General features: G+C 72.3%; 20 protein-coding genes and 1 pseudogene. 6 read left to right on the forward strand and 15 right to left on the reverse strand.

Translation table 11 applies throughout. From position 1 onward, the window contains the following. Window positions 1-23 precede the first annotated feature (23 nt). The 3 genes from ACIRA5_RS01035 to ACIRA5_RS01045 all read right to left on the reverse strand — a co-directional run bounded on the left by ACIRA5_RS01035 (window position 24) and on the right by ACIRA5_RS01045 (window position 4,882). Complete coding sequence (locus ACIRA5_RS01035) at window positions 24-1,448, reverse strand: GNAT family N-acetyltransferase (protein WP_403686063.1); 1,425 nt, start codon at window positions 1,446-1,448, stop codon at window positions 24-26. Window positions 1,449-1,672: 224 nt separating this feature from the next. Beyond that, the gene (locus ACIRA5_RS01040; protein ID WP_403686065.1) at window positions 1,673-3,271 is read right to left on the reverse strand and encodes an alkaline phosphatase D family protein; all 1,599 of its coding nucleotides are present in this window, start codon (window positions 3,269-3,271) and stop codon (window positions 1,673-1,675) included. A 183-nt stretch (window positions 3,272-3,454) separates the two neighbouring features. Further along, window positions 3,455-4,882 carry a PLP-dependent aminotransferase family protein gene (locus ACIRA5_RS01045; RefSeq protein ID WP_403686067.1) on the reverse strand — a complete coding sequence of 476 codons (1,428 nt, stop codon included), beginning with the start codon at window positions 4,880-4,882 and terminating at the stop codon, window positions 3,455-3,457. Between the two features lie 67 nt (window positions 4,883-4,949). Between ACIRA5_RS01045 and ACIRA5_RS01050 the strand changes: the two are divergent. Further along, window positions 4,950-5,354 (forward strand): annotated as a pseudogene (locus tag ACIRA5_RS01050) (EamA family transporter); the annotation flags it as partial. Between the two features lie 438 nt (window positions 5,355-5,792). Here ACIRA5_RS01050 and ACIRA5_RS01055 read toward each other — a convergent pair. Next, window positions 5,793-6,623 carry an alpha/beta fold hydrolase gene (locus ACIRA5_RS01055; RefSeq protein WP_075025299.1) on the reverse strand — a complete coding sequence of 277 codons (831 nt, stop codon included), beginning with the start codon at window positions 6,621-6,623 and terminating at the stop codon, window positions 5,793-5,795. A 165-nt stretch (window positions 6,624-6,788) separates the two neighbouring features. Between ACIRA5_RS01055 and ACIRA5_RS01060 the strand changes: the two genes are divergently transcribed. Both ACIRA5_RS01060 and ACIRA5_RS01065 read left to right on the forward strand, forming a co-directional pair. After that, complete coding sequence (locus tag ACIRA5_RS01060) at window positions 6,789-7,673, forward strand: RNA polymerase sigma-70 factor (RefSeq protein ID WP_352046664.1); 885 nt, start codon at window positions 6,789-6,791, stop codon at window positions 7,671-7,673. Between the two features lie 256 nt (window positions 7,674-7,929). Further along, window positions 7,930-8,691, forward strand: a complete 762-nt coding sequence (locus tag ACIRA5_RS01065) for a GntR family transcriptional regulator (RefSeq protein ID WP_403686069.1) — start codon at window positions 7,930-7,932, stop codon at window positions 8,689-8,691. An 80-nt stretch (window positions 8,692-8,771) separates the two neighbouring features. On the opposite strand, the gene ACIRA5_RS01070 is transcribed toward ACIRA5_RS01065, so the two are convergent. The 3 genes from ACIRA5_RS01070 to ACIRA5_RS01080 all read right to left on the reverse strand — a co-directional run bounded on the left by ACIRA5_RS01070 (window position 8,772) and on the right by ACIRA5_RS01080 (window position 11,898). Continuing rightward, window positions 8,772-9,929 (reverse strand): ROK family transcriptional regulator, encoded by a 1,158-nt coding sequence (locus tag ACIRA5_RS01070; protein WP_403686071.1) that lies wholly within the window; start codon window positions 9,927-9,929, stop codon window positions 8,772-8,774. 122 nt (window positions 9,930-10,051) lie between these two features. Continuing rightward, window positions 10,052-10,714 carry a response regulator transcription factor gene (locus tag ACIRA5_RS01075; protein ID WP_261685463.1) on the reverse strand — a complete coding sequence of 221 codons (663 nt, stop codon included), beginning with the start codon at window positions 10,712-10,714 and terminating at the stop codon, window positions 10,052-10,054. Between the two features lie 14 nt (window positions 10,715-10,728). Beyond that, window positions 10,729-11,898 (reverse strand): sensor histidine kinase, encoded by a 1,170-nt coding sequence (locus ACIRA5_RS01080; RefSeq protein ID WP_403686073.1) that lies wholly within the window; start codon window positions 11,896-11,898, stop codon window positions 10,729-10,731. Between the two features lie 107 nt (window positions 11,899-12,005). Between ACIRA5_RS01080 and ACIRA5_RS01085 the strand changes: the two genes are divergently transcribed. Genes ACIRA5_RS01085 through ACIRA5_RS01095 form a run of 3 tightly spaced genes read left to right on the forward strand, consistent with a single transcriptional unit; the run spans window position 12,006 to window position 14,148 of the window. Then, window positions 12,006-12,947: an ABC transporter ATP-binding protein gene (locus ACIRA5_RS01085; protein WP_403686075.1), complete on the forward strand. Its 942-nt coding sequence runs from the start codon at window positions 12,006-12,008 to the stop codon at window positions 12,945-12,947. Beyond that, on the forward strand, window positions 12,944-13,669 hold the full coding sequence (locus tag ACIRA5_RS01090; protein ID WP_403686076.1) for an ABC transporter permease: 726 nt from the start codon (window positions 12,944-12,946) through the stop codon (window positions 13,667-13,669). Before ACIRA5_RS01085 ends, ACIRA5_RS01090 begins: the two co-directional genes overlap by 4 nt. A 41-nt stretch (window positions 13,670-13,710) precedes the next feature. Further along, complete coding sequence (locus tag ACIRA5_RS01095) at window positions 13,711-14,148, forward strand: hypothetical protein (RefSeq protein WP_403686078.1); 438 nt, start codon at window positions 13,711-13,713, stop codon at window positions 14,146-14,148. Window positions 14,149-14,157: 9 nt separating this feature from the next. Here ACIRA5_RS01095 and mug read toward each other — a convergent pair whose 3' ends face one another. The 8 genes from mug to ACIRA5_RS01135 form a co-directional block, all read right to left on the reverse strand. After that, window positions 14,158-14,706, reverse strand: a complete 549-nt coding sequence (mug, locus tag ACIRA5_RS01100) for a G/U mismatch-specific DNA glycosylase (protein WP_403687181.1) — start codon at window positions 14,704-14,706, stop codon at window positions 14,158-14,160. Next, window positions 14,703-16,145 carry an adenylosuccinate lyase gene (purB, locus tag ACIRA5_RS01105; protein WP_403686079.1) on the reverse strand — a complete coding sequence of 481 codons (1,443 nt, stop codon included), beginning with the start codon at window positions 16,143-16,145 and terminating at the stop codon, window positions 14,703-14,705. Before purB ends, mug begins: the two co-directional genes overlap by 4 nt. A 91-nt stretch (window positions 16,146-16,236) precedes the next feature. Continuing rightward, entirely contained in the window at window positions 16,237-17,475 is a 1,239-nt protein-coding gene (locus tag ACIRA5_RS01110) for a cytochrome P450 (RefSeq protein ID WP_403686080.1), read from the reverse strand. Window positions 17,476-17,499: 24 nt separating this feature from the next. Beyond that, window positions 17,500-18,894: an NAD(P)/FAD-dependent oxidoreductase gene (locus ACIRA5_RS01115; RefSeq protein ID WP_403686081.1), complete on the reverse strand. Its 1,395-nt coding sequence runs from the start codon at window positions 18,892-18,894 to the stop codon at window positions 17,500-17,502. Beyond that, complete coding sequence (locus tag ACIRA5_RS01120) at window positions 18,891-19,124, reverse strand: ferredoxin (RefSeq protein ID WP_352046675.1); 234 nt, start codon at window positions 19,122-19,124, stop codon at window positions 18,891-18,893. Before ACIRA5_RS01120 ends, ACIRA5_RS01115 begins: the two co-directional genes overlap by 4 nt. A 63-nt stretch (window positions 19,125-19,187) precedes the next feature. Further along, the gene (locus ACIRA5_RS01125; protein ID WP_403686082.1) at window positions 19,188-19,802 is read right to left on the reverse strand and encodes a hypothetical protein; all 615 of its coding nucleotides are present in this window, start codon (window positions 19,800-19,802) and stop codon (window positions 19,188-19,190) included. A gap of 136 nt (window positions 19,803-19,938) precedes the next feature. Further along, the gene (locus tag ACIRA5_RS01130) at window positions 19,939-20,277 is read right to left on the reverse strand and encodes a DUF4326 domain-containing protein (protein WP_403686083.1); all 339 of its coding nucleotides are present in this window, start codon (window positions 20,275-20,277) and stop codon (window positions 19,939-19,941) included. A gap of 489 nt (window positions 20,278-20,766) precedes the next feature. Continuing rightward, entirely contained in the window at window positions 20,767-21,183 is a 417-nt protein-coding gene (locus ACIRA5_RS01135) for a DUF2809 domain-containing protein (RefSeq protein WP_403686085.1), read from the reverse strand. Window positions 21,184-21,259 lie beyond the last annotated feature (76 nt).

Below are 21,259 nucleotides of genomic sequence, written 5' to 3' on the forward strand. Positions count from 1 at the left end.
CCCGGGGCCTCCCGGTGTCCGTCCTACTTCTTCTGCCCCTGCTTCTGCTCCTGGTCGTAGGGCAGTCGGGAGCTCACCGGTGTGGCGTCCAGGCGGGCCGTGATGACGAGGGTGCCCTCCTCGATCTGGTAGTCGAGGGGGAGGTCCAGGCCGCGCATGGCGGCGACCATGCCGGTGTTGGAGGCCTGCGTGACGGCGTACACGCTCTCGCAGCCCGCCTCGACGGCCATCGTCACGAGTCGGCCGAGCAGTTCGGCGCCGATCCCGCGCCGCTGCCAGTCGTCCTCGACGAGCAGCGCGATCTCCGTCTCGTCGCCGTCCCAGAGGAGATGGCCGAGCCCGACGACGCGTCCCGAAGCCGTCTGCACGGCGAGGGTGCGTCCGAAGCGCGGGCTGAGCAGGTGGTTCAGATAACGGTCCGCGTCACCGACAGGCCCGTGGTAGCGCATGCTCAGCGTGCGCGGGGAGCAGCGCTCGTGCATCGCCTTCGCCGCGGCGAGATCGGAGACGTCGGCGCGACGCACCGTGATTGCGGGACCCTCCGGCAGCGTCAGCATGTCCTGGCTGAGCGGGATGCGCGGACCCAGCCGCGCGTCCAGCTCCACCAACGCCCGCGCCCGAGCGAACTCGGTCGGCGTGAAAGGCAGATACGGCCGTTCCACCGTGATCACCCCACCCTCCGGTGCGCGCAACCGCATCACCGTGTCTTCCAGCACTCCTTCGACCGGCGCACCCTCTTGCGCCCGGCCCGACCCGGGGGAGCGGGCGGGCAGCGAACGAATGGTGCACCTACCGAGCAACTGCCGGAGGGCGAGCGGAAGTTCCGCGGCGTCCAAAGCCGTGCGCGTGGCCAGCCCCAGGACGCGTGTCGGAACATCCACCAGGTCGTGGGCGTCGGCCCGTTCGATCCAGGTCCCGGTGCCGCCCGCCAGCGAGACGGCGCGGGTGATCCCGGACGCCTCCAGTTCGACGGGCGCGCGCAGCAGGAACTCGTCGACCGTGCCCTCGGCGAGCGGATGCGTCTGCAGGCTCAGGATGTCGACCCGCTGGTGGGCCAGTGCCACGCACAGCGCGGCCAGCGAACCCGGCTCGTCCTTCACCGTCGTCCGCATCCGCCACAGGACGGTCTCTCCCGTGACGGCCTCCGGCGCCGCCGTGGCCCGGTCGGCCTGCCCGGCCTCTCGCCCCACGGCGAGGGTCCGGGCACCGGTATCGCCCGCGGGCGGCGCGTGACCGTGGCGGCGTGCCCACCATGTGTGGAATCCGGCCGTGGCCACCAGGACCACGGACGAGATCACCAGCAGGGCCGGGCCGTCGGGGCCGTGTCCGATCAGGTTGGCGACGGCGTCGGCGACCGCGACGGCCGTGAACAGCGCGGCGAGCTCGACCACGTCGCGTCGCCAGTGGTGGACGGGGCGTCCGTGCTTCGCCCGGGTCACATCAGACATGTCTGGAGTCATGCGACCACTGTGAAGGAATGGTGTTGCGTGATCACGAACGGTCTGTGACTGATCGGTAAAGTGTCGTTCTATCCTTTTTGCGGTTCTTTTTGCCCTTGTTTTGCCTGCCTCGGATCACCTGGCTTACGTGCCTGGTCACAAGAGCGGCCGCGCACCGGGGGATGACTCCGGTGCGCGGCCCGACCCTTCCAGGGTACGGGAGTTGGGCGCCGTTACTGACCCACACGCCCCGGCTGCAACGCCTGTGTGAACAGCACCGTGCCGTCCAGGTCGCGCAGCCGCACCGTCAGCTCCCCGCTGTCGCCGTCGATGTCGACCTCGCCGAAGAACTGGTAACCGTCCGCCGGCGAGACATTGGCGGTGGCGGGAGCCTTGACGAAGACCCGGTCGGGGCCGAAGGTGCCGTCCAGCGCGTTCGCCTGGAAGGCGCCCGCGTTGAGCGGTCCGGAGACGAACTCCCAGAACGGCTCGAAGTCCTTGAAAGCGGCCCGCGAGGGGTCGTAGTGCTGTGCCGAGGTGTGGTGGACGTCGGCCGTCAGCCACACGGTCCCGGTGATCCGCCGGTGCTTGATGAACCGCAGCAGCTCGGCGATCTGCAACTCGCGGCCGAGCGGCGCGCCCGGGTCGCCCTGGGCGACGGCCTCGATGTTCGGCTTGCCCTCGACCGGGTCGGGCACGACCAGGCCCAGCGGCATGTCGGCGGCGATGACCTTCCACACCGCGCGCGACGCGGCCAGCTCGCGCTTGAGCCACTCCAACTGCTCGCGGCCGAGGATGCCCTGCGGGTCGGTCGTCTGGTCGTCGGGCGAGTTGGCGTTCCGGTAGGTCCGCATGTCCAGGACGAACACGTCCAGAAGAGGGCCGTGGTGGACGGTCCGGTAGATCCGTCCGTCCGGGCGTCCGCTGACGGTGGAGATCGGGAAGTACTCCGAGAACGCCCGCCGGGCGCGGAAGGCCAGGTCGTCGAGTTTCGTGCCGGCCGGGTAGGGAGTGCCGGCCCCGATGACCTCGCCCGGGTACCAGTTGTTGCGGACCTCGTGGTCGTCCCACTGGACGATGTTCGCAACCCGGGCGTTGAACCGGCGCAGCGCCGGGTCCAGCAGGTTGTAGCGGAAGTTGCCCCGGTAGTCGGCCAGGGTGACCGCGACGTGCGACTTCTCCTCGGTGGTGATGCTCCGGTACAGGCTGCCGTCCGGAAGCGGCGCCGTGGCGGAGATCGGGCCGTCGGCGTAGATGTTGTCGCCGCTGCACAGGAAGAAGTCCGGGTCCAGCTTCGCCATGGCGTCGAAGATCCGGTAACCGCCGATGGACTCGTTGATGCCCCAGCCCTGTCCGGCCAGGTCGCCGGACCAGACGAACCGGACGTCGTGGCGCCGCTTCGCGGGCGCGGTGCGGAAGGTGCCGGTCACCGGCTCGCCCGTACGGCGCGGGTCGTCGGGGTCGGCCAGCAGTACGCGGTAGTGGATCTGCTCGCCGGAGGGCAGTTCGCGCAGCCGTGTCGTACCGGTGAAGTCGGAGTCCGCACCGAGCAGCGGACCGTGCCATCTGCGGGGGTTGCGGAACGACTCGGTCGCGGACGTCTCGACGATCATCCGGGCCGGGCGGTCCGAGCGGACCCACACCAGGCCGGAGTGCGCGCTCACGTCTCCGGCCTGGACGCCCCACCCCGCCTCGGGCCGCCCGGACAGCGCGAACGCCGGGGCCGAGCCGAGTGCGGTGGGCAGGGCCAGGGCCGCGGAAGCGGCGAGGGATCCGCGCAGGACGCCGCGGCGACCGGGGAGGGGAAGAGGGCTTTGCGGGCGGTGTGACATGAATGCGCCTCCAGGGACGGAGTCGGCCGATGTGCCTAGTCACAACTACGGGTGCGCCGCAGCGCGCACGGAAACCGCAAGTGAACAACTGGCCCCGCCGGCAAGGGCACCGATGTCCGCCTCCGACCGCGCACTCCCACGGATGCGCAGGCCTTGCCACGCACACGGGCGCCCCCTCGGCGGTCAGGCGCGCAGCGCCCGCGCCATCAGACGTACACCGTCGCGGATCCGCGCGGGGGACTGGTGGGCGTAACCGAGCACCAGCCGTACGTCGGCGCGCTCGCCCGCCCGCCCGTAGTGGGCCAGCGGACGCACGGCCACCCCCGCCGCCGCCGTGCGCTCCAGGAAGTACTCCGGCGGCCCGTACCGCCCGGGCAGCGCGGCGATGACATGCAGACCCGCCGCGATCCCGGACACCTCGGTACCGGGAAAGTGCTCCTCCAGGGCGGATACGAGGGTGTCGCGCCGTTCCCGGTAGGCGCGCTGGCAGCGGCGCAGCTGCCGGTCGTAGTCGCCCCGTTCCACGAAGCGGGCCAGGAGCGCCTGGTCCACGACGGGGTTCCCCAGATCCATGGTGCGCTTGCGCTCGACGACCTCCTCGGCGAGCGCCGCCGGTACGAGCAGCCAGCCGAGCCGCAGCCCGGGCGCGAGCGACTTGCTGACCGACCCCGTGTAGGCGACGCGCTCGGGATCGAGCCCTTGAAGCGCCCCCACGGGAGCACGGTCGTAGCGGAAGTCCCCGTCGTAGTCGTCCTCGACCACCAGACCGTCCACCGAGCGCGCCCAGTCGAGGAGTTCCGTGCGGCGCCGCGCCGAGTAGGCGATCCCCGACGGGAACTGGTGGGCGGGCGTGGTCACCACCGCCCGTACGCTCGACTCCTTCAGCGGCCCGGTGGCCAGCCCTTCGTCGTCCAGCGGCAGCGGTACGGCGTCGAGGCCGGCCGAGGCGTAGAGGGTGCCGTGCTCCGGGCTTCCGGGGTCCTCGACGCCGATCGCGCGCACCCCGCGCGCGTGGAGCACGAATCCGAGCAGGGTCGTCGCCTGCGCGACCCCGGAGACCACGATGACGCGCTCGGGGTCCGCGACCACGCCGCGGCGCCGTGCGAGCAGTTCGGCGAGGGCGGTGCGCAGCCGGGGCAGACCGCGCGGATCCGGGTAGCCGAGCGCTTGGTGGGGCAGTTCGGCGAGGACCCCGCGCTGGGCGGCCGCCCAGGCGGCGCGCGGGAACAGGGACAGATCCGGTGTCCCGGGAAGGAAGTCGGCGCGGGCCCCGGCGGGGCGCGGTGCGAGGTCACGCGCGCGCGGGTGGGCCGCCCGGGCGGCGCCGCCGACCCAGGTCCCCGCGCCCCGGTCGCTGCGCAGATACCCCTCCGCGGTCAACTGCTCGTACGCCTCGGTGACCAGCCCCCGCGACACCCCGAGGTCGGCGGCGAGCTCGCGACTGGACGGCAGCCGGGTACCCGGCGCGAGCCGCCCCGTGCGGACCGCCTCGCGCAGCGCGGCCTGCAAAGCGCGCCCACGCGCGCGTGCCGGTGCCGCGGCGGCCGGCACGAGCAGCTCCCATGCGGCCCCCGACGGCGTCATCTCCCCGGCGGCCCCCGACGGCGTCATGTGGTCCCCGATGGCGTCATGAAAGTGGACCTTAAACCGGACCGCCGCCCTTCGTAGCGTCACCGTCATGAACACCACCGCCCTCCGCGGGTCGCTGCTCGCCGCCCTCGCCTGCGTCCTCGTCGGAGGCTCCTTCACCGCCAACAGCGTCCTGGGCCACTACCCGTACGCGGGGGGTCAGTTCCTTCGCTACGGTCTCGCCTGCGTGCTGCTCCTGCCGCTGGTCGGACGGGGTGGCACGGCACCGCTGCGGCGGCTGGCGGTACGCCGGTGGGGGCGCCTCGTGCTGCTCGCGGCCGTCGGCATGGTCGGCTTCAACCTCGCCGTGATCGCCGCCGAACGCACCGCGGAACCAGCCGTTCCGGGCGTTTTCGTGGGCTGCGCCCCCGTGGTCGTGGCCGTGGTCGTCCCCCTTCTTGAGGGCCGTCGGCCCCGACGTCCGGTCCTGTACGGGGCGTCGCTCGTCGCGGTGGGCGCCTTGACGGTCCAGGGCTGGGGGCGCACCGACGGCACGGGGATCGCGTACTCCGTGTGTGCGCTCGCGGGCGAGGTGGGCTTCGCGGTGCTCGCCGTACCGGTGCTGCGCCCGCTCGGGCCCCGGCTGCTGTCGGCCACCGTCTGCGGGATCGCCGCGGTCGAGTCGGCGGTGGCCGGGATCCTCACCGCGCGCCTCACCGGCGGCGCGTGGCTGCGGATGCCGGACACCACCGAGGCCGCCGCGCTGTCGTGGCAGGCGGCGGTCGTCACGGTCGTCGGCTTCGTGTGCTGGTACATGGGCATGCAGCGCATCGGCGCGGAGCGCGCCACGCTCTTCTCCGGGCTCATCCCCGTCGCCGCGGCCTGCACGGCGCCGCTGGTCGGCACGGGCGTCGTCCTGGGCTCCGGCGCGTGGCGCCTCACCCGGCGTCGGTCAGCGGCTGCCGTCGAGGATCACACGGGCGACGAGCGCCGGGTCGTCGTTCATCGGGACGTGACCGCAGCCCGGCAGCCGCACCAGCCGGGCCCGGGGAATGATGTGCTTGGCCCGGATCCCCTGGCGGCGCACCAGCAGCCGGTCCCGGGTGCCCCAGGCCACGGTGACGGGCAGCCCCGGGATGTCGTCCGTGAACTGGACGGTGGTGCCGGCCCGGAGGGTGTCGGCGAAGCCCTCGGCGCGGGCCAGCGCGAGGGTCTCGGCGACCACGGCCTCAGGTGAACGGCGGCCGGGCCGGGCGTAGATGGTGCTGGTCAGGGCGGCCCGCCCGGCCGCCGAGCGGGAGAGCCGCTCGATCACCGGGAGCGGCAGGCGCCGCGCGCCCTGCCGCATCGCGAGCAGCACACCGAACGCGTAGCGCCGCTCGACCGGCGACCAGAACCCGGCGGGCGAGATCGCGGTGACGGACCGTACGAGCTTCTCGCGGCCCAACTCCAGGGCCAGCAGGCCGCCCAGGGAGTTGCCCGCCACGTGCGGACGCTCGATCTCCAGCGCCTCGCACAGCGCGCCGAGCGTGGGCACCACCGTCCCGAGGTCGTGCCTGAGCCCGTCGGGCAGCGCCGGGGACTCGCCGAACCCGGGCAGGTCGACGGCTATCACCTCGCGTTCGGCGGCCAGGATGTGCACGACCGGGTCCCAGGCCTGCCGGTGGTGGCCGATGCCGTGCAGCAGGAGCAGCGGTTCGCCGGTGCCCACGCGCGCGTAGGACATGGTCACGGTCCGCGGACCGTGCGCGGAGGGAAGGCTGAAGGAGACCGTGGCGGACATGATGCTGCTCCTCTTCTGGTGGCACGTTGAGGCACGTTGACGAACCGTCTTCGTAGACAGCTTGTCAGCAACTGCTACCGACGGGTAGCCCCCGGTCGTCACGAGACCGACGCGTTCACCGGCGCCGCCTGGACACAGCGGGATGTGGCGGGATGGGATGGAGCCGTGACCATCGACACCGCGACCGAGGTCTTCGAAGAGCACCGCCCCGTCCTGATGGGCGTCGCCTACCGCATGCTGGGGCGGGTTGCCGACGCCGAGGACGTCGTCCAGGAAGCCTGGCTGCGCTGGTCCGGCGCCGACCGCGCCGAGGTGCGCGAACCACGCGCCTACCTGGTGCGCATCGCCACCCGGCTCGCCGTCGACCGGCTGCGCCAGGTGCAGTCGCGCAACGAGGCGTACGTGGGACCGTGGCTTCCCGAGCCGTACCTCACCGACTTCGGGGACACCGCCCCCGACACCGCCGAGCGGGCCGTGCTCGCCGACTCCGTCTCGCTCGCCGTCCTCGTCGTCCTGGAATCCCTGTCCCCCCTGGAACGCGCGGTGTTCGTCCTCAGAGAGGCGTTCGGTTACCCGTACGCGGACATCGCCGCCGTCCTCGACCGGGGCGAGCCGGCCGTGCGCCAACTCGCCGGACGGGCGCGCAAGCACGTCGAGGAACGACGCCCGCGTTACGAGGTCGACCCGGCCGAACGCCGCGACCTGACCGAACGGTTCCTCGCGGCGGCGGCCGGAGGAGACCTGGAGGGGCTCATGTCCCTGCTGGCCCCGGACGTCCGTCTGATCGGCGACAGCGGTGGACTGTCCAAGGCGCCGCTGCGGGTCATCGAAACCGCCGACAAGGTGGGCCGTTTCCTGTACGCCGTCGCCCAGCAGGGTGTTCCCGACCCGTCGTACCGCTCCCTGGAGCTCAACGCAGGCGCCGCGCTCCTCGTCCTCTCCGGCGGCAAGCCCGACAGCACCGTCCAGCTGGATGTCGTGGACGGCCGGATCCAGTGCGTCTACATCGTGCGCAACCCCGAGAAGCTGGTGTCCCTGGGCAACCAGTAGCCCCTGCGGTCCCCTCACGCCCCCTCGAAAGCCCCCGTTTTCTGGACGGGGGCTTTCGACGTCGTGTCACGGACATCACCCCGCGCGAACGCCCTGTGAACGCTGCGCGGCACGGCGCCTCCGCAATCCGTAAGGGATCGAGGATTGGTCTTGACCAAGGGTGGGGGCGGCCCTATGGTCGCAGAGATAGTGCAAGAACCTTTAATAAACAAGGGCGCTAAAACGCCGCCGGGCCACGGCGATTGCGGAGGACAGGGTGGGGACCACGCAGCTGGAAACGGTGCCGGAGCCGAAGTACTGGCATCTCAAGACGGTGCTCACCGAGGCATTGGACTCGGAGTTCTCCGTGGGCGAGGTCCTGCCCAACGAACGTGACCTCGCGGCCAGGTTCGGCGTCGCTCGCGCCACGCTGCGCCAGGCGCTGGAGCAGCTGGAGCTCGAAGGGCGACTGCAGCGCCGCCGCGGGGTGGGCACGACCGTCGCGCCGCCGCGCGTGGGCGTGGCCGTCGGAACCGAGCAGCATGTGTGGCCGGGCGCGGTCGGCGACGCCTGGCGGCCCGTGGACTGCGCGGTGGCGATCCCGCCCGCCGCGGTGGCCGAGGTCCTGGAGACGGACCCCGACCACCAGGTGCACACGATCCGCCGCTCCCGTGTGACGCACGGCCAGCCGGTCGCCGCCGAGCTGCTCTACATCCCGGCGTCCTCGGTGCCCGGCCTCTCCGCGATCGACGCCCCGTCGGGGGCGACCCTCGCCCGTGCCGTGCTGCGCGAACTGCAGCACCTCGACCTGGAGGGCCAGGACCGCGCCGTGGAGCTCGGCTCGGCCCGCGCGGACGACGCCAAGGAGCTGGACCGGCTGCCCGGGGCGCCCGTCCTCGTCGTCACGACGCGTTACTTCGCCGAGGGGCGCACCGCCGCGGTCTCCGTGGCCACGTATCGCGCCGACACCTGCCGGCTGACCTTCGGCGACTCCGGCGGCGTGGAGATCCACCACGACCCCGAGCGCCGCGCCTCCTGAGCCGCGGCCGAGGTCCCAAGCCGTCACGCCCCGCGACACTCCGGGGTGTGACGGCCTTCCCGTACCCGTGAGACCGCTGGTCAGCGGCGTGCGGTCACGGTCCCCTCCACCGCGAACAGCTGCTCCTCCACATGATCGAGGGCCAGCCGCAGGGCGCCCGTCGCGATGGCCGCCTCGCCCAGCAGGGAGAGCGCCACCTTGGGCGGGCGCAGACAGTAGCGCGCCAGCTCGCGCCGCAGCGGTTCCAGTACGCCGTCCAGACCGGCCGCCCAGCCGCCGATGACGACCAGCTCCGGGTCGAGGGCGAGGACGAGGGCCGCCACGTCGTGCACGAGGCGCTGGATGAAGCGGTCGACCGCCGCGCGAGCCCGCTGGTCACCGCCCTTGGCCAGCGCGAAGACCTCGGCGACGGCCTGCTCGTCGAGCGGGTGCAGCGGTTCGTCCGTGGTCGACAGCAGCGTCTCGGGAGTGGCTCCGCGGCCGAGCAGGTGGAGCGCCCCGATCTCCCCGGCGGCGCCGCCGTATCCCCGGTGCAGCCGCCCGCCGATCAGCGAACCGGCCCCCGGACTCAGCCCGGCCAGCACGAACACCACATCGTCCGACTCGGTCGCCGAACCCTTCCAGTGCTCGGCGACCGCCGCCGCGTTGGCGTCGTTCTCGACGAGCACCGGGCATTTGAAGGAACGGTTCAGCCGGTCGCCCAGGCGCAGCCCCGTCCACTCGGGCAGCGCCGTGCCCAGGCGCACGGTGCCGTCCGCCTCGACGATCCCCGGGCTGCCCACGCCCACCGCACGCAGGGAACTGCGCGCGACACCCGCGCGGCGCAGCAGATCGGCGACCGCCGTGCGCAGCCGTTCCAGCCGCTCGTCCGCCGACGCGGTCTCATCCACTTCCTTGGACATGGCGCCCAGCACCCGGCCGTCCAGATCGGCGAGGAGCCCGGCGACGCGATGGGGACCGATCTCCAGGCCCAGCAGATGGCCCGCCTCGGCCCGGAAGCGAAACCTCCGCGCGGGACGGCCCTGACGCCGTGCCGCGCCCTCCTCGGCCGCCTTCTCGACCACGAGCCCGGCCTCGATCAGCCCTTCCACGACACCTTCGACCGTGGGCCGGGACAACCCGGTCACCCGGGTGATCTCGGTCAGCGTCGCGCAGTCCGTGGCACGCAACGCGTGCAGCACCACCGCGGAATTGATCCTTCGCAGCAGAGAGGGGTCCCCGCCGGTCAACCGCCCCAACGTCCGTCCTCCCAGCTCGCGCGCGTGTTGGCCGGATCGTACTCGGCGCGGCGCGCCCCGGCGAGAGCCGGGGACCTCCTTTGCTACCGACCGGTCGCTTCGGCCACCGGCGGACCGCCGTTTCAGCCGGGAGCCACGAACCCCGACTCGTACGCCGCGATGACCGCCTGCGTGCGGTCCCGGGCTCCCAGCTTCGCCAGTACGGCGCTGACGTGCGACTTGACCGTCTCGGTCCCGACGATCAGCCGCCCGGCGATCTCCGCGTTCGACAGCCCCCGGGCCATCAGCCGCAGCACCTCCGCCTCCCGCTCGGTCAGCGCGGCCCGCTCCATGGCCGCCCGCGCCGCCGGATTCCCGCCGCCGTCCCCGTACTCGGCCGCCAACTGCCGTACGGACGCCGGGAACAGCAGCGACTCGCCCTCCGCGACGAGCCGCACGGCGTGCACGATCTCGGCGGGCCTGGCCCGCTTCAGCAGAAAACCGTCGGCACCCGCGCGCAGCGCCTCGTAGACGTACTCGTCGTTCTCGAACGTGGTGACGACGAGGATCTTCGGGGGATCGCTCACGGTCCGCAGGACCGCGCGCGTGGCCTCGATGCCGTCCATGAGCGGCATGCGGACGTCCATGGCGACGACGTCCGGCCGCAGCCGCCGCACGAGCGGGATCACCGCGGCGCCGTCGGCCGCCTCGCCGACGACCTCGATGTCGGGCTGCGCCTCCAGGACGGCCCGCAGACCCGCGCGCACGAGCGGTTCGTCGTCGACGAGGAGAACGGTGACCGGCATCCGGCCAGCGTAGATCAGCGCAACGGCAGCTCGACCCGCACCTGCCAGTCACCCCTGTCCGGCCCGGTCCGCGCGCGCCCGCCGAGCAGCGCCGCCCGCTCCCGTATGCCCCGCAGGCCACTGCCGCGGCCCGGCCCCGGCATCCCGGCCGTCAGCGGATTGCGGACCTCCAGGCCCAGAGTGCCGTCGTCGACCGCGATACGGACCCGCACCGGCACGCTCCCCGCGTGCCGCAGCACGTTGGTCAAGGACTCCTGGAGGATGCGATAGCCCTCGCGGGAGACCGGTCCCGGCACGGTCTCCAACGCACCCGTCACCTCGGCGTCGACCTTCGCGCCCGAGCCGCGCGCCGACTCCAGGAGCCGGTCGGCCTCGCTCAGTGTGGGTCGGCCGCTCGCGGGGCGCCCCGCCTCGCGCAGCACGCCGAGCACGCGCTCCAGGTCCTCCAGGGCGGCCCGGCCGGTGTCCTCGATCGTGAGCAGCGCCCGATCGGTGAACGCGGGGTCACCGGCCGCCCGTGCCGCGCCCGCCTGCACCACCGCCACGGTCAGCGCGTGCCCGATCGAGTCGTGCAGCTCACGGGCGATGCGCGTGCGTTCCAGGAGCTGTTCGGTGCGTTCCTCCAGAGCGGCGAGGCGCTCGGCGGGGGAGGGGCCCAGCAGCCGACGTGCGATGACCGTGACCAGCTCGCCGAGGCCGACGACCGCGCCGTACAGGGCGAGCAGCGGCACGGGTACGAGCAGGGCGCAGGCCCACGGCGGGGGCGACAGGGGCAGCAGTGTGATGTCGACGGGGCGACCGCAGGCGGCCCCGGCCAGTTCGATTGCGGTCGCCGGGAGCCAGACGGTGACCCCCGTCGCCACCGCCCCCAGGCCCATCCGTACTTCGAGCCACAGCACGGTCCGCAGCCGGTCCCGCCAGGTCGCCGACGGCGCGACCGAGATCGCCGCGTCCCGGTCGCCCCGCTCCCGCGGCTCGTCCGGCGCCAGCATGTACCGCGCCTGCACGCCCTCGCCCCGACGCACGGCCGGGACCAGCCCCAGCGGGATCAACAGCACCGCGGGCACCCACGGTCTCGACATGTCGATGAACAGCCACACACTGACGAACAGCATCGGCACCCACAGATGCAGCAGGCGCGTGTAGGTGGTCCCCAGGAACATCGGGCGCAGAAAGCGGGCCATCGCGCCATCGTCCCAGCCGGCCCCGGCAACCGGCTTCCCCCGAGCGGGGGAGACGATCTCCACCGGCGGGGGAGTACCGACCGCGCAAGCGCCGCCAGGCTGGGTCCATGACCAGCATCGACGTCCAGAACCTGACCAAGGAGTACGGCAGTCTGCGCGCCGTGGACGACCTCACCTTCAGCGTGCTTCCCGGCCGCGTCACCGGCTTCCTCGGACCCAACGGCGCCGGAAAGTCCACCACCATGCGGCTCGTCCTGGGCCTGGACCGGCCCACGTCCGGCACCGCCACCGTCGGCGGCCGGCCCTACGCCTCGTTCGACGAACCCCTGCGCCAGGTCGGAGCACTGCTCGACGCAGGGGCCGCGCACGGCTCGCGCACCGCGCGCGACCATCTGCGGGCCCTCGCCGCGAGCAACCGCATCTCCGAACGCCGGGTGGACGCCGTGCTGGAGGAGTCGGGGCTCGCGTCCGTGGCGCGGCGCAGGGTGAAGACGTACTCCCTGGGCATGCGACAGCGCCTGGGCATCGCGGCCGCGCTCCTCGGTGACCCGCCCGTGGTGCTGCTCGACGAACCGTCGAACGGGCTCGACCCCGAGGGGATCGTCTGGATCCGTGAGGTGCTGCGCCGACTGGCCCGTGAAGGCCGCACGGTGTTCGTCTCCAGCCATCTCATGAACGAGACCGCGTCCTTCGCCGACCACCTCGTCGTCCTCGGCCGGGGCAGGCTCCTCGCCGACACCCCCTTGCGGGAGTTCATCCACGCGCGCGTGCGGCCCCGGGTACGGGTGCGCAGCACGGACGGCGCCGCTCTCGGCGCGCTGCTCGCGCGTCACGGTCACGAGGCCGTCGAGGGTGCGGACGGACGGTGGACCGTCCCGCACGCACGTGTGGAGGACATCGGGCTCCTCGCCTCAGGCGTGGGCCTGCCGATCCTCGAACTCGTGTTGGAGGAAGGCACGTTGGAGCAGGCGTACCTCGACCTGACGGCCACCGAGGCCGAGTTCACCGCCGTACCGTCGCCCACCCGGCCCCAGGAGGCCCGATCATGACCTTCGCACCCGTACTCCACGCGGAGTGGATCAAAATCCGTACGCTGCGGTCCCTCGTCGCGGGACTGCTCGCCGTGCTCCTGGCGACGGCGGCGTTCTCCGCGCTCGCCGGCCTTGACGACTCCGGGGGCCAGGACTTCGACCCGCTGTACTCGGTGTTCTTCGGTGTGAGCTTCGGGCAGATCGCGGCGATCACCTTCGGCGCGCAGGCCGTCGCGGCCGAGTTCCGGGGCGGCGCGCTGCGGGTGTCGCTGGCCGCGGTGCCCCGGCGGGGACGGTGGTTCGCGGCCAAGGTGGTGGCGATCGGGGTTCCCGCGCTGGCCGTCGGCCTGCTGACAGGGCTCGTGAGCCTGCTTGTGGGCGAGGCGGTCCTCGGAACCAGGGCGAGCGGGCTGACGTGGGGCGAAGGAGCGCGCGGGGCCGTGGGCTGCGGCCTCTACCTGGCGCTGATGGCCCTGTTCGCCGCCGGGCTCACGGCCGTACTGCGCAGCGCGGTCGCCACATTGGGCATCCTGGTGCCGTTCCTCCTGATCGTCTCCTTCGTGATCGGCGGAGTGTCGGGCGGCGCGGCCGACTTCCTGCCCGACCGGGCGGGCCAGGTGGTGCTCCACGAGACGTGGGACGGCGCCCTCGGCCCCTGGAGCGGGCTCATGGTGACCGCGGCCTGGACGGCGGCGGCCCTCGCGGCGGGCGCGTGGAGCGTACGGCACAGGGACGCCTGACGGCACGCCAATTGTCAGTGGCAGCGGCTTTACTGGATCTCATGACCATCGCACGGCAGCTGGCCACGATCGACCGGCTGTGCTCCCAGGACTTCCCCCTGGAGCACGGCGGGTCGTTCGGCAGTCCCGGGGGACCCGGTTTCCACCTCGTCGAGTTAGAGCGGAGCGCCGGCTTCGCGGAGGGCGACGACGGGGAGCGCGAGGAGCAGATCGAGGCCTGGCGGGAGGGCCTCGCACAGCGGCTCGCCGACCGGTGGGGGGAACGGGGGCACATGAGCCTGGACGGCGTCTTCCTGCGCGCTCAGCAGGGCGACGAGCACATACCGGAGCCGTGGGCCTCCCTCGGTGCGCACGTGCGGAACGTGTACGTGTGGCAGGCGCGCGGTCATGGCCGCTGGGTCGCCCTCGGCATCTCCCGGCTGGGCGCCGACCCGGAGTTCAGCCTGCTCGCCCTGGTCACCGAGATCGACCCGCCGTGACCTGATCCGCTACCCCTCGGCGGCAGCCACCCGCAGTCGTCCGAACTCCTCGGCCATCGTCGCCGCCGTCCAGTGCGCGTTGAGCCCACTCGGGTTGGGCAGCACCCAGACCCGGGTGTCCCCGATCGTCCGCTCCTGCGGGCCGATCACGGCCTTCCGGTCTTCGAAGGCCGCCCTGTAGGCGGTCACCCCCACCACCGCCAGCCACCCCGGCCGCAGGCGCTCCACCTTGGCGCTCAGCAGCCGTCCGCCCTCGCGGTACTCCTGCGCGGACAGCTCGTCGGCCCGGGCGGTCGCGCGCGCCACCACGTTCGTGATGCCGAGCCCGTACGACGGCAACTCGCCCTGCTCCGACGGCTTCATCAGCCGGGGCGTGAACCCCGACAGATGCAGCACGGGCCAGAAGCGGTTGCCGGGACGGGCGAAGTGGTGGCCCGTGGCGGCGGTCATCAACCCCGGATTGATGCCGCAGAAAAGCACCTCGAGGCCGTCCCCGACGACGTCCGGCACCAGCCGGTCGCGGGCGGCCTCGAGGTCCGCGGGAGTGAGCCGCGTCAGAGGATCGCCCCCGGCGTGTAGCCCGCGGCCTCCGGGTGCTGCTTCACGATCTCCTCGATGCGGCCGACGACGGCGGCGACCTGGTCGGCAGCGGCGCCGGTGAACGACAGCTTGTCGGCCATCAGCTCGTCCAGTTGCGCGCGGTCGAGCGGAATGCGCTGGTCGGCGGCGAGCTTGTCGAGGAGTTCGTTGCGCTCGGCGCCCTGTTCGCGCATGGCGAGCGCGGAGGCGACGGCGTTCTCCTTGATCGCCTCGTGCGCGACCTCACGGCCGACGCCCGCGCGCACCGCGCCCATCAGGACCTTGGTCGTCGCGAGGAACGGCAGGTAGCGGTCCAGCTCGCGTGCGACGACGGCCGGGAAGGCACCGAACTCGTCGAGGACGGTGAGGAAGGTCTCCAGCAGGCCGTCCAGCGCGAAGAACGCGTCGGGCAGTGCGACCCGGCGGACCACCGAGCAGGAGACGTCGCCCTCGTTCCACTGGTCGCCCGCCAGCTCGCCGGTCATCGAGGCGTAGCCGCGCAGGATGACCATGAGGCCGTTGACACGCTCGCAGGAGCGGGTGTTCATCTTGTGCGGCATCGCCGAGGAGCCGACCTGGCCCGGCTTGAAGCCCTCGGTCACCAGCTCGTGCCCGGCCATCAGCCGGATCGTCTTGGCCGTCGAGGACGGCGCGGCCGCCAGCTGCACCAACGCGGTCACGACCTCGTAGTCCAGCGAGCGCGGGTAGACCTGGCCGACGGAGGTGAAGGCCTGCGAGAAGCCGAGGTGCCCGGCGATCCGCTGCTCCAGCTCGGCGAGCTTCGCCGCGTCCCCGCCCAGCAGGTCGAGCATGTCCTGAGCGGTGCCGACCGGGCCCTTGATGCCGCGCAGGGGGTAGCGGGCGAGCAGCTCCTCGACGCGGCCGTACGCGACGAGGAGCTCGTCGGCCGCGGTCGCGAAGCGCTTGCCGAGGGTGGTGGCCTGGGCGGCCACGTTGTGCGAGCGGCCGGCCATGACCAGTTCGGCGTACTCGCCCGCCAGCTTGCCGAGCCGGGCCAGGACGGCCACCGTGCGGTCGCGCATCAGCTCCAGCGAGAGCCGGATCTGCAGCTGCTCGACGTTCTCGGTGAGGTCCCGGGACGTCATGCCCTTGTGCACGTGCTCATGCCCGGCGAGGTCGTTGAACTCCTCGATCCGCGCCTTCACGTCGTGCCGCGTGACCTTCTCGCGCTCGGCGATCGAGGCCAGGTCGACCTGGTCGAGGACGCGCTCGTAGTCGGCGATCGCGGCGTCCGGGACCTCGATCCCGAGGTCCTTCTGCGCCCGCAGCACGGCGAGCCAGAGCTGACGCTCCAACTTCACCTTCTGCTCGGGGGACCAGAGCGTGGCGAGCTCGGCGGAGGCGTAGCGTCCGGCGAGGACGTTGGGGATACGGGGCTTTGCAGGCGCGGCAGTCACGTGGACGGAGTTTACCCGGCGTCCGGAGGCGCTCCGGAACGTCCGCACGCTCCGGAGCCCAGGTCAGCGGTGGTGGCCCTGGCCCGGCCCCCTAGGGGCGGATGCCGTCGCAGGCGATCGGCAGATGGCGCGGGCCGCGCAGGACCGCGTTCTGCCGGTAGGGCGGCGGGTCCTCCAGCAGCCGGGGGTTCTCCAGTCTGCGGGCCAGCTCGCTCAGCGCGAGCTGTGCCTCCAGGCGGGCGAGCGGGGCGCCGAAGCAGCTGTGGATGCCGCTGCCGAAGCCGAGGTGCTGGATGTCCCCGCGGTCCGGGTTGAAGCGGTCCGGATCCTCGAAGCGGTCGGGGTCGCGGTTGCCCGCCGCCAGCACCAGCCACACCGACGCGCCCTTGGGGATGGTGACCCCGCGGACCTCGATGTCGGTGAGGGTGGTGCGCTGCGGCACCAGCTGCACCGGCGGCTCGAACCGCAGCAGCTCCTCGACGACGGGCACGGCCAGGTTCGGGTCCTTGCGCAGCCGCTCGAGCACGTCGGGGTTGCGCAGCAGGGTCAGCATGCCGTTGGTGATGAGGTTGACCGTCGTCTCGTGGCCGGCGATCAGCAGGAGCGCCGCGGTGCTCAGGACCTCCATCGTCGTCATGACACCGTCCGGCCCTCCCGCCGTGGACAGCTGGGACAGCATGTCGTCGCCGGGCTTCTTGCGGCGTTCCTCGATGAGCCCGGCCAGATACATGCCCAGCTCGGTGCGGGCGTTGTGGGACACCTTGGCGCGCTCGTCGGTGTCCGCGCCGGGGTCGGGGTCCAGGCTGGCGGCGATCGTCTCCGCCCAGGAGTGGAAGCGCGCCTCGTCCTCGCGCGGTACCCCCAGCAGCCGGCAGATCACGGTCACGGGGAAGGGATAGGAGAACTGGTCGACCAGATCGATCCGGTCCGGGTTGTCGATGCCGTCGATGAGCCCGGAGACGATGTCCTTCAGCTCGCCGTGCATCTCGTGGACACGCCGCGGGGAGTGCGGCGGCCCGAACGGCCGGTTCGTCATGCGCCGCAGCCGGTCGTGCTCCGGCGGGTCGAGGCGCAGAAAGCTCGGCGGAAGAGCCGTCTCGTCGTCCGCTTCGGCGGCCAGCGGGTTCGCGGTCGCCGGCGTCTTCAGATTGCGGGCGTCGGAGCTGATGCGCGGATCGTGGAGCAGGCTCTGGATGTCGTAGTACCTGCTGAGGACGAACGGTCCGTCCGCGTCGTGGTACACCGGCGTCTTGCGCAGCTCCTCGTACAGCGGATACGGATCGGCGCGGTGGGCGTAGTCGATGATCTGCCGCAGGATGGCTTCGGTCATGGGTGCGTCCTAGGGAGCGTCGGATCAGTGCCGAGCGGGGGTGAACGTCAGCCGTCGGTCGTCCGGCGCGTATCCGCTGAGGGTGACGGTCGGGCCGTGGGTGGGCACGGACGGGTCGGGGAAGTCGGCGGGCATCGGCTGCTGCCCCTCGGGGCGGCGGTCCACCGTGGGGAAGGCCGGTGGGAAGGGTGCCGTGGTCTCGATGAGCTGCTGGTAGAACTGCAGCCACTTCGTCTGGTCGAAGGTGACGGCGCCGATGACGCGCCCCTGGTACCCGTAGACGCCGGTGAACCGGTGCTCGCTGCGGGAGCCCTGGGCGATGAGGATCTCCGTCCCCATCGACGGCACCCCGACGGACTTGATGTTCACGCCGAACTGGGAGGACCAGAAGGCGGGCACCCAGATGTGGGGGCGACGGTCCGCGCTCTCGCTCAGCATGTTGTGCGCGGCGGTCTCGGCCTGGGCGACGGCGTTGCCCCAGTGCTCCAGGGACAGGAACTGGTATCCGAACAGTGGGTGCGGGGACCGTGCGACGTCACCGGCCACATAGATGTCGTCGGTGACGATGCCCCGGATGTCGAAGGCCCGGCACCCGGCGTCACAGGCGATGCCCCGCAGACCCGCGCCGAGTCCGGACCCGGCGAGCCATTCGGTGTTGCGCTGGGCGCCGAGGGAGACGACCACCACGTCGGCCTGGACGGTGTTCCCGTCGGAGAAGTGCGCGGCGCGGACGTGTCCCGCGGAGTCGCCCTCCAGACGGGTCACCATGACGCCGCAGCGCAGGTCGACGCCGTGTTTGCGGTGCAGTTCGGCCGCGACCTCGCCGACGACTCCGCCGAGCGCTCCGACCAGCGGCGCGTCGGCCCGCTCGGCCACGGTGACCGCGATTCCGCGTTCCCGGCAGGCGGAGGCGATCTCGGAGCCGGTGAACCCGGCGCCGATGACGAGCACGCGGCGGGGGCCCTGCGCGAGCGAGCGCTCCAGCGCTTCGGCGTCGTCGCGGGTCCGCAGCACGAACACCCCGTCGAGCTCCGCCTCGTCCTCCTGGGGCCAGGGTCTGGCTCGTACACCGGTGGCGATGAGCAGCCGGTCGTACTCCACCTCGTCGCCGTCGGCCAGCCGTACCCGCCGGGCCGCGATGTCGAGGCCGGTGGCCGGAACCCCGAGGCGCCACTGCGCGTCGATGGCGTGGTGCCGGGGGAGACCGGTGCGGTCCGCCGTCGCCCTGCCCAGCAGGACCTGCTTGGACAACGGCGGTCGGTCGTACGGCTCGTAGGGCTCGTCCCCGATCATCGTGAGGGAACCGGCGAACCCCTTCTCCCGCAGGGTCTCCGCGGCCCGAAGTCCCGCCAGTGAGGCGCCGACGACGACGATGCGACCGTCACGCTTGAGCCGGTCCAGCGATCCGTCGGCGCTCACCGGCCGGCCTCCCGGTCGGTTCCGGGGTTCCCGCCGGGGGAGTTCGCGTCCACCATGATGGCCTGGACGGGACACGCGGCCACGGCTCGCGCCATGTCCTCGCGCCGGTCCTCCTCGACCTCGGGGTTGTAGAGCAGGGACTCGTCCCCGTGCATGGCGAAAACATCGGGAGCCAGGAACGCACACTGCGCGTATCCCTGGCAGCGGTTGAGATCGACGACAAGCCTCACCGAGGATCAGCCTTTCCGTGGCCCGTGCTCGCCCCCTCCTCCACAGCATGCGCGAGAGGGTGCTCAGCCGCTCGCCGGGGCGCGCAGGCCGACACGGAGGATGTGCAGGCTGACGACCAGTGCCCAGGCCGGGAAGACCAGCTCCGACCAGGGCAGTGAGGATCCCGCGACGAGCAGGACAAGCCCCGCGAGATAGCCGAGGAGGGCGAGCGGACGGGGGAGGACGCCGAGACGGTGACCGATGGTCGAGGTCGTGAAGACGAACACGGCGGCCATCCGGAGCGCGTACGTCGTCATCAACGTGTAGGCGAAGTGGCGGCCGAAGCCGGAGGGCTGGCTCAGGACACTGCCCGCCGCGGCGCCGGCCGCGAACATGGTGGCCACGTAGACCAGTCCGCTGCCCATGAAGACGGTGGCGATGAATCTGTCCTCGGCATCGCCGACCCGTGCGCGCAGCGCGCCCATGAACCACAGGAAGAAGATCCCCGCGAACGGGAGGATCTCCAAAGCCGTACGCACCGCCCACCGTTCGTTCGGCGCGACGGTCGCGTCGGCGGCGTTCCCCGCCGGGATCGCGATCCGCACCAGCACGATCGCCGCCGCCAGCAGCAGAGCGAACACCGTCCCCGCCAGCCCGGCGGCGCGCGGCGTCCGCAGCCGTTCTTCCCTCGGCTCCATCGGCGCTCGCTCTCTACCCGAAGCCCCCGTTCCCCTCTCGGTCCAGCAAGCAGGCACCGGTGCGCCCACGCCACCGGGGACACCCGTGGGGGTGATGCCCCGCTCAGCCGGAGGCCGGTTGCGGGAGTCGGCCGCGCTACGAGGCGTCGGCCAGCTCCGCCAGGATGTCGCCGTGGCACAGCTCGGGTGCGCACCAGCAGGCCAGCGTCTTGCCCCGCAGGGCGGGCACCTGGTCGAGGAGGTCGGGGCGTTCGAGGAGATACGCCCGGTACTTCTCCATGATCTCGGCGCGGGTGCCGTCGCGCTTCTTGGCGGGGGTGTCGTAGGCGAAGGGGTTGTAGAGCGGGTGCTGCGGGAGGTCCCAGTGGCCCATGGTCCAGCGGCGGCCGATGTAGACGAGGTCCGCGGGGGCGTGTTCGAGCCGGGGGCCGAACTCGTGGATATGACCCTTGAGGTTGATCACGGTGGTGGGCATGGGATTCCCTTCGGCCGTCCGCCTCACCACCAGTGTCTACCCCATGGACCCCTCGTACGGCAGCAGCTCCGGCCGCTTGGCCGGGCGTCCGTCCCCGGCCGCCGGGCCGGACAACCCGTGCGAGGTGCAGCGGGTCGGCGCCGATCGTCAGGGCTTCGTGCAGTACCCGGTCGCCGTGGATGCGTTCGAGGCAGACGCCGCGGTGAAGGAGGGGCCGCTTGAGGTATGCGGTGCTGACGGGCCCGGTCCCCAGGGCGGTCTTGGCGTTGATGAGCATGTGTCGGTTGGGGGTCTTCGGGGCGCTGTCACGTTGTCGGGCGCGTGGGTGTCTGACGGTGAGTCTGGACATGGATTTCGGCTGCTGCCTGTGCTGTGGAGGGACTGTCGCCGCCGTGCCGCTCGACCCTCGATGCCGGAGCTACCCCCGCGTGTGCGGGGCCGACGGCGCCAAGAACCGCAAGCACTGGTCCGCGACCCGTGGCAGCGGCGCTATGTGGGCCGCTTCGTTGGTTGACCTCGGCCTGCGGCGTGGACGGACCAGCCGAGCGCGGCTCCGACGGCGTACCAGAACAGGTCGGGCGTGTGGAAAGTGGAGCCCAGAACGAGGCGGGCGACGACGCTCCGCCGGGACAGCTCCGCGGGCGCCCCGCTGAGCTGGAGGAACTCGACCGCCCAACTGATCCCCAGTGCGATGCCGGCCGCCGTCAGGGGCTTCGCCCGGGGCGTGGCCAGGACGGCAAGGGCGTAGATGAGGGTGGTGTAGAGCGCGTCCCCGGCGTACTTGGCGATGTCTCCTTCCATCCCGGCCCTGGCCCCGAGCCCCACGGCAACTGTCAGCACGGTCGCCCCGGCCGCGATGAGGCGGGTGCGCACCGGGCCGCCGCCGGTCACCGGTGGATCTGTCATGCGGACACCCTCTCATCCGGCCGCGTCGGGGCTCAGCCGCTCTCGTCGTGCTCGCGCGAGCGCCGGCGCTTGGCCG

Source organism: Streptomyces sp. NPDC096311, assembly GCF_044763085.1.
In the GTDB taxonomy this organism is placed as follows: domain Bacteria; phylum Actinomycetota; class Actinomycetes; order Streptomycetales; family Streptomycetaceae; genus Streptomyces.

Coding starts and splice junctions, on each gene's coding strand:
- ACIRA5_RS01075 (WP_261685463.1), bottom strand. CDS start 10,714: ATGCCGGTCACCGTTCTCCTCGTCGACGACGAACCGCTCGTGCGCGCG.
- ACIRA5_RS01110 (WP_403686080.1), bottom strand. CDS start 17,475: ATGACCGAAGCCATCCTGCGGCAGATCATCGACTACGCCCACCGCGCC.
- ACIRA5_RS01035 (WP_403686063.1), bottom strand. CDS start 1,448: ATGTCTGATGTGACCCGGGCGAAGCACGGACGCCCCGTCCACCACTGG.
- ACIRA5_RS01085 (WP_403686075.1), top strand. CDS start 12,006: ATGACCAGCATCGACGTCCAGAACCTGACCAAGGAGTACGGCAGTCTG.
- ACIRA5_RS01080 (WP_403686073.1), bottom strand. CDS start 11,898: ATGGCCCGCTTTCTGCGCCCGATGTTCCTGGGGACCACCTACACGCGC.
- ACIRA5_RS01045 (WP_403686067.1), bottom strand. CDS start 4,882: ATGACGCCGTCGGGGGCCGCCGGGGAGATGACGCCGTCGGGGGCCGCA.
- ACIRA5_RS01125 (WP_403686082.1), bottom strand. CDS start 19,802: ATGGAGCCGAGGGAAGAACGGCTGCGGACGCCGCGCGCCGCCGGGCTG.
- ACIRA5_RS01090 (WP_403686076.1), top strand. CDS start 12,944: ATGACCTTCGCACCCGTACTCCACGCGGAGTGGATCAAAATCCGTACG.
- ACIRA5_RS01040 (WP_403686065.1), bottom strand. CDS start 3,271: ATGTCACACCGCCCGCAAAGCCCTCTTCCCCTCCCCGGTCGCCGCGGC.
- ACIRA5_RS01055 (WP_075025299.1), bottom strand. CDS start 6,623: ATGTCCGCCACGGTCTCCTTCAGCCTTCCCTCCGCGCACGGTCCGCGG.
- ACIRA5_RS01130 (WP_403686083.1), bottom strand. CDS start 20,277: ATGCCCACCACCGTGATCAACCTCAAGGGTCATATCCACGAGTTCGGC.
- ACIRA5_RS01135 (WP_403686085.1), bottom strand. CDS start 21,183: ATGACAGATCCACCGGTGACCGGCGGCGGCCCGGTGCGCACCCGCCTC.
- ACIRA5_RS01095 (WP_403686078.1), top strand. CDS start 13,711: ATGACCATCGCACGGCAGCTGGCCACGATCGACCGGCTGTGCTCCCAG.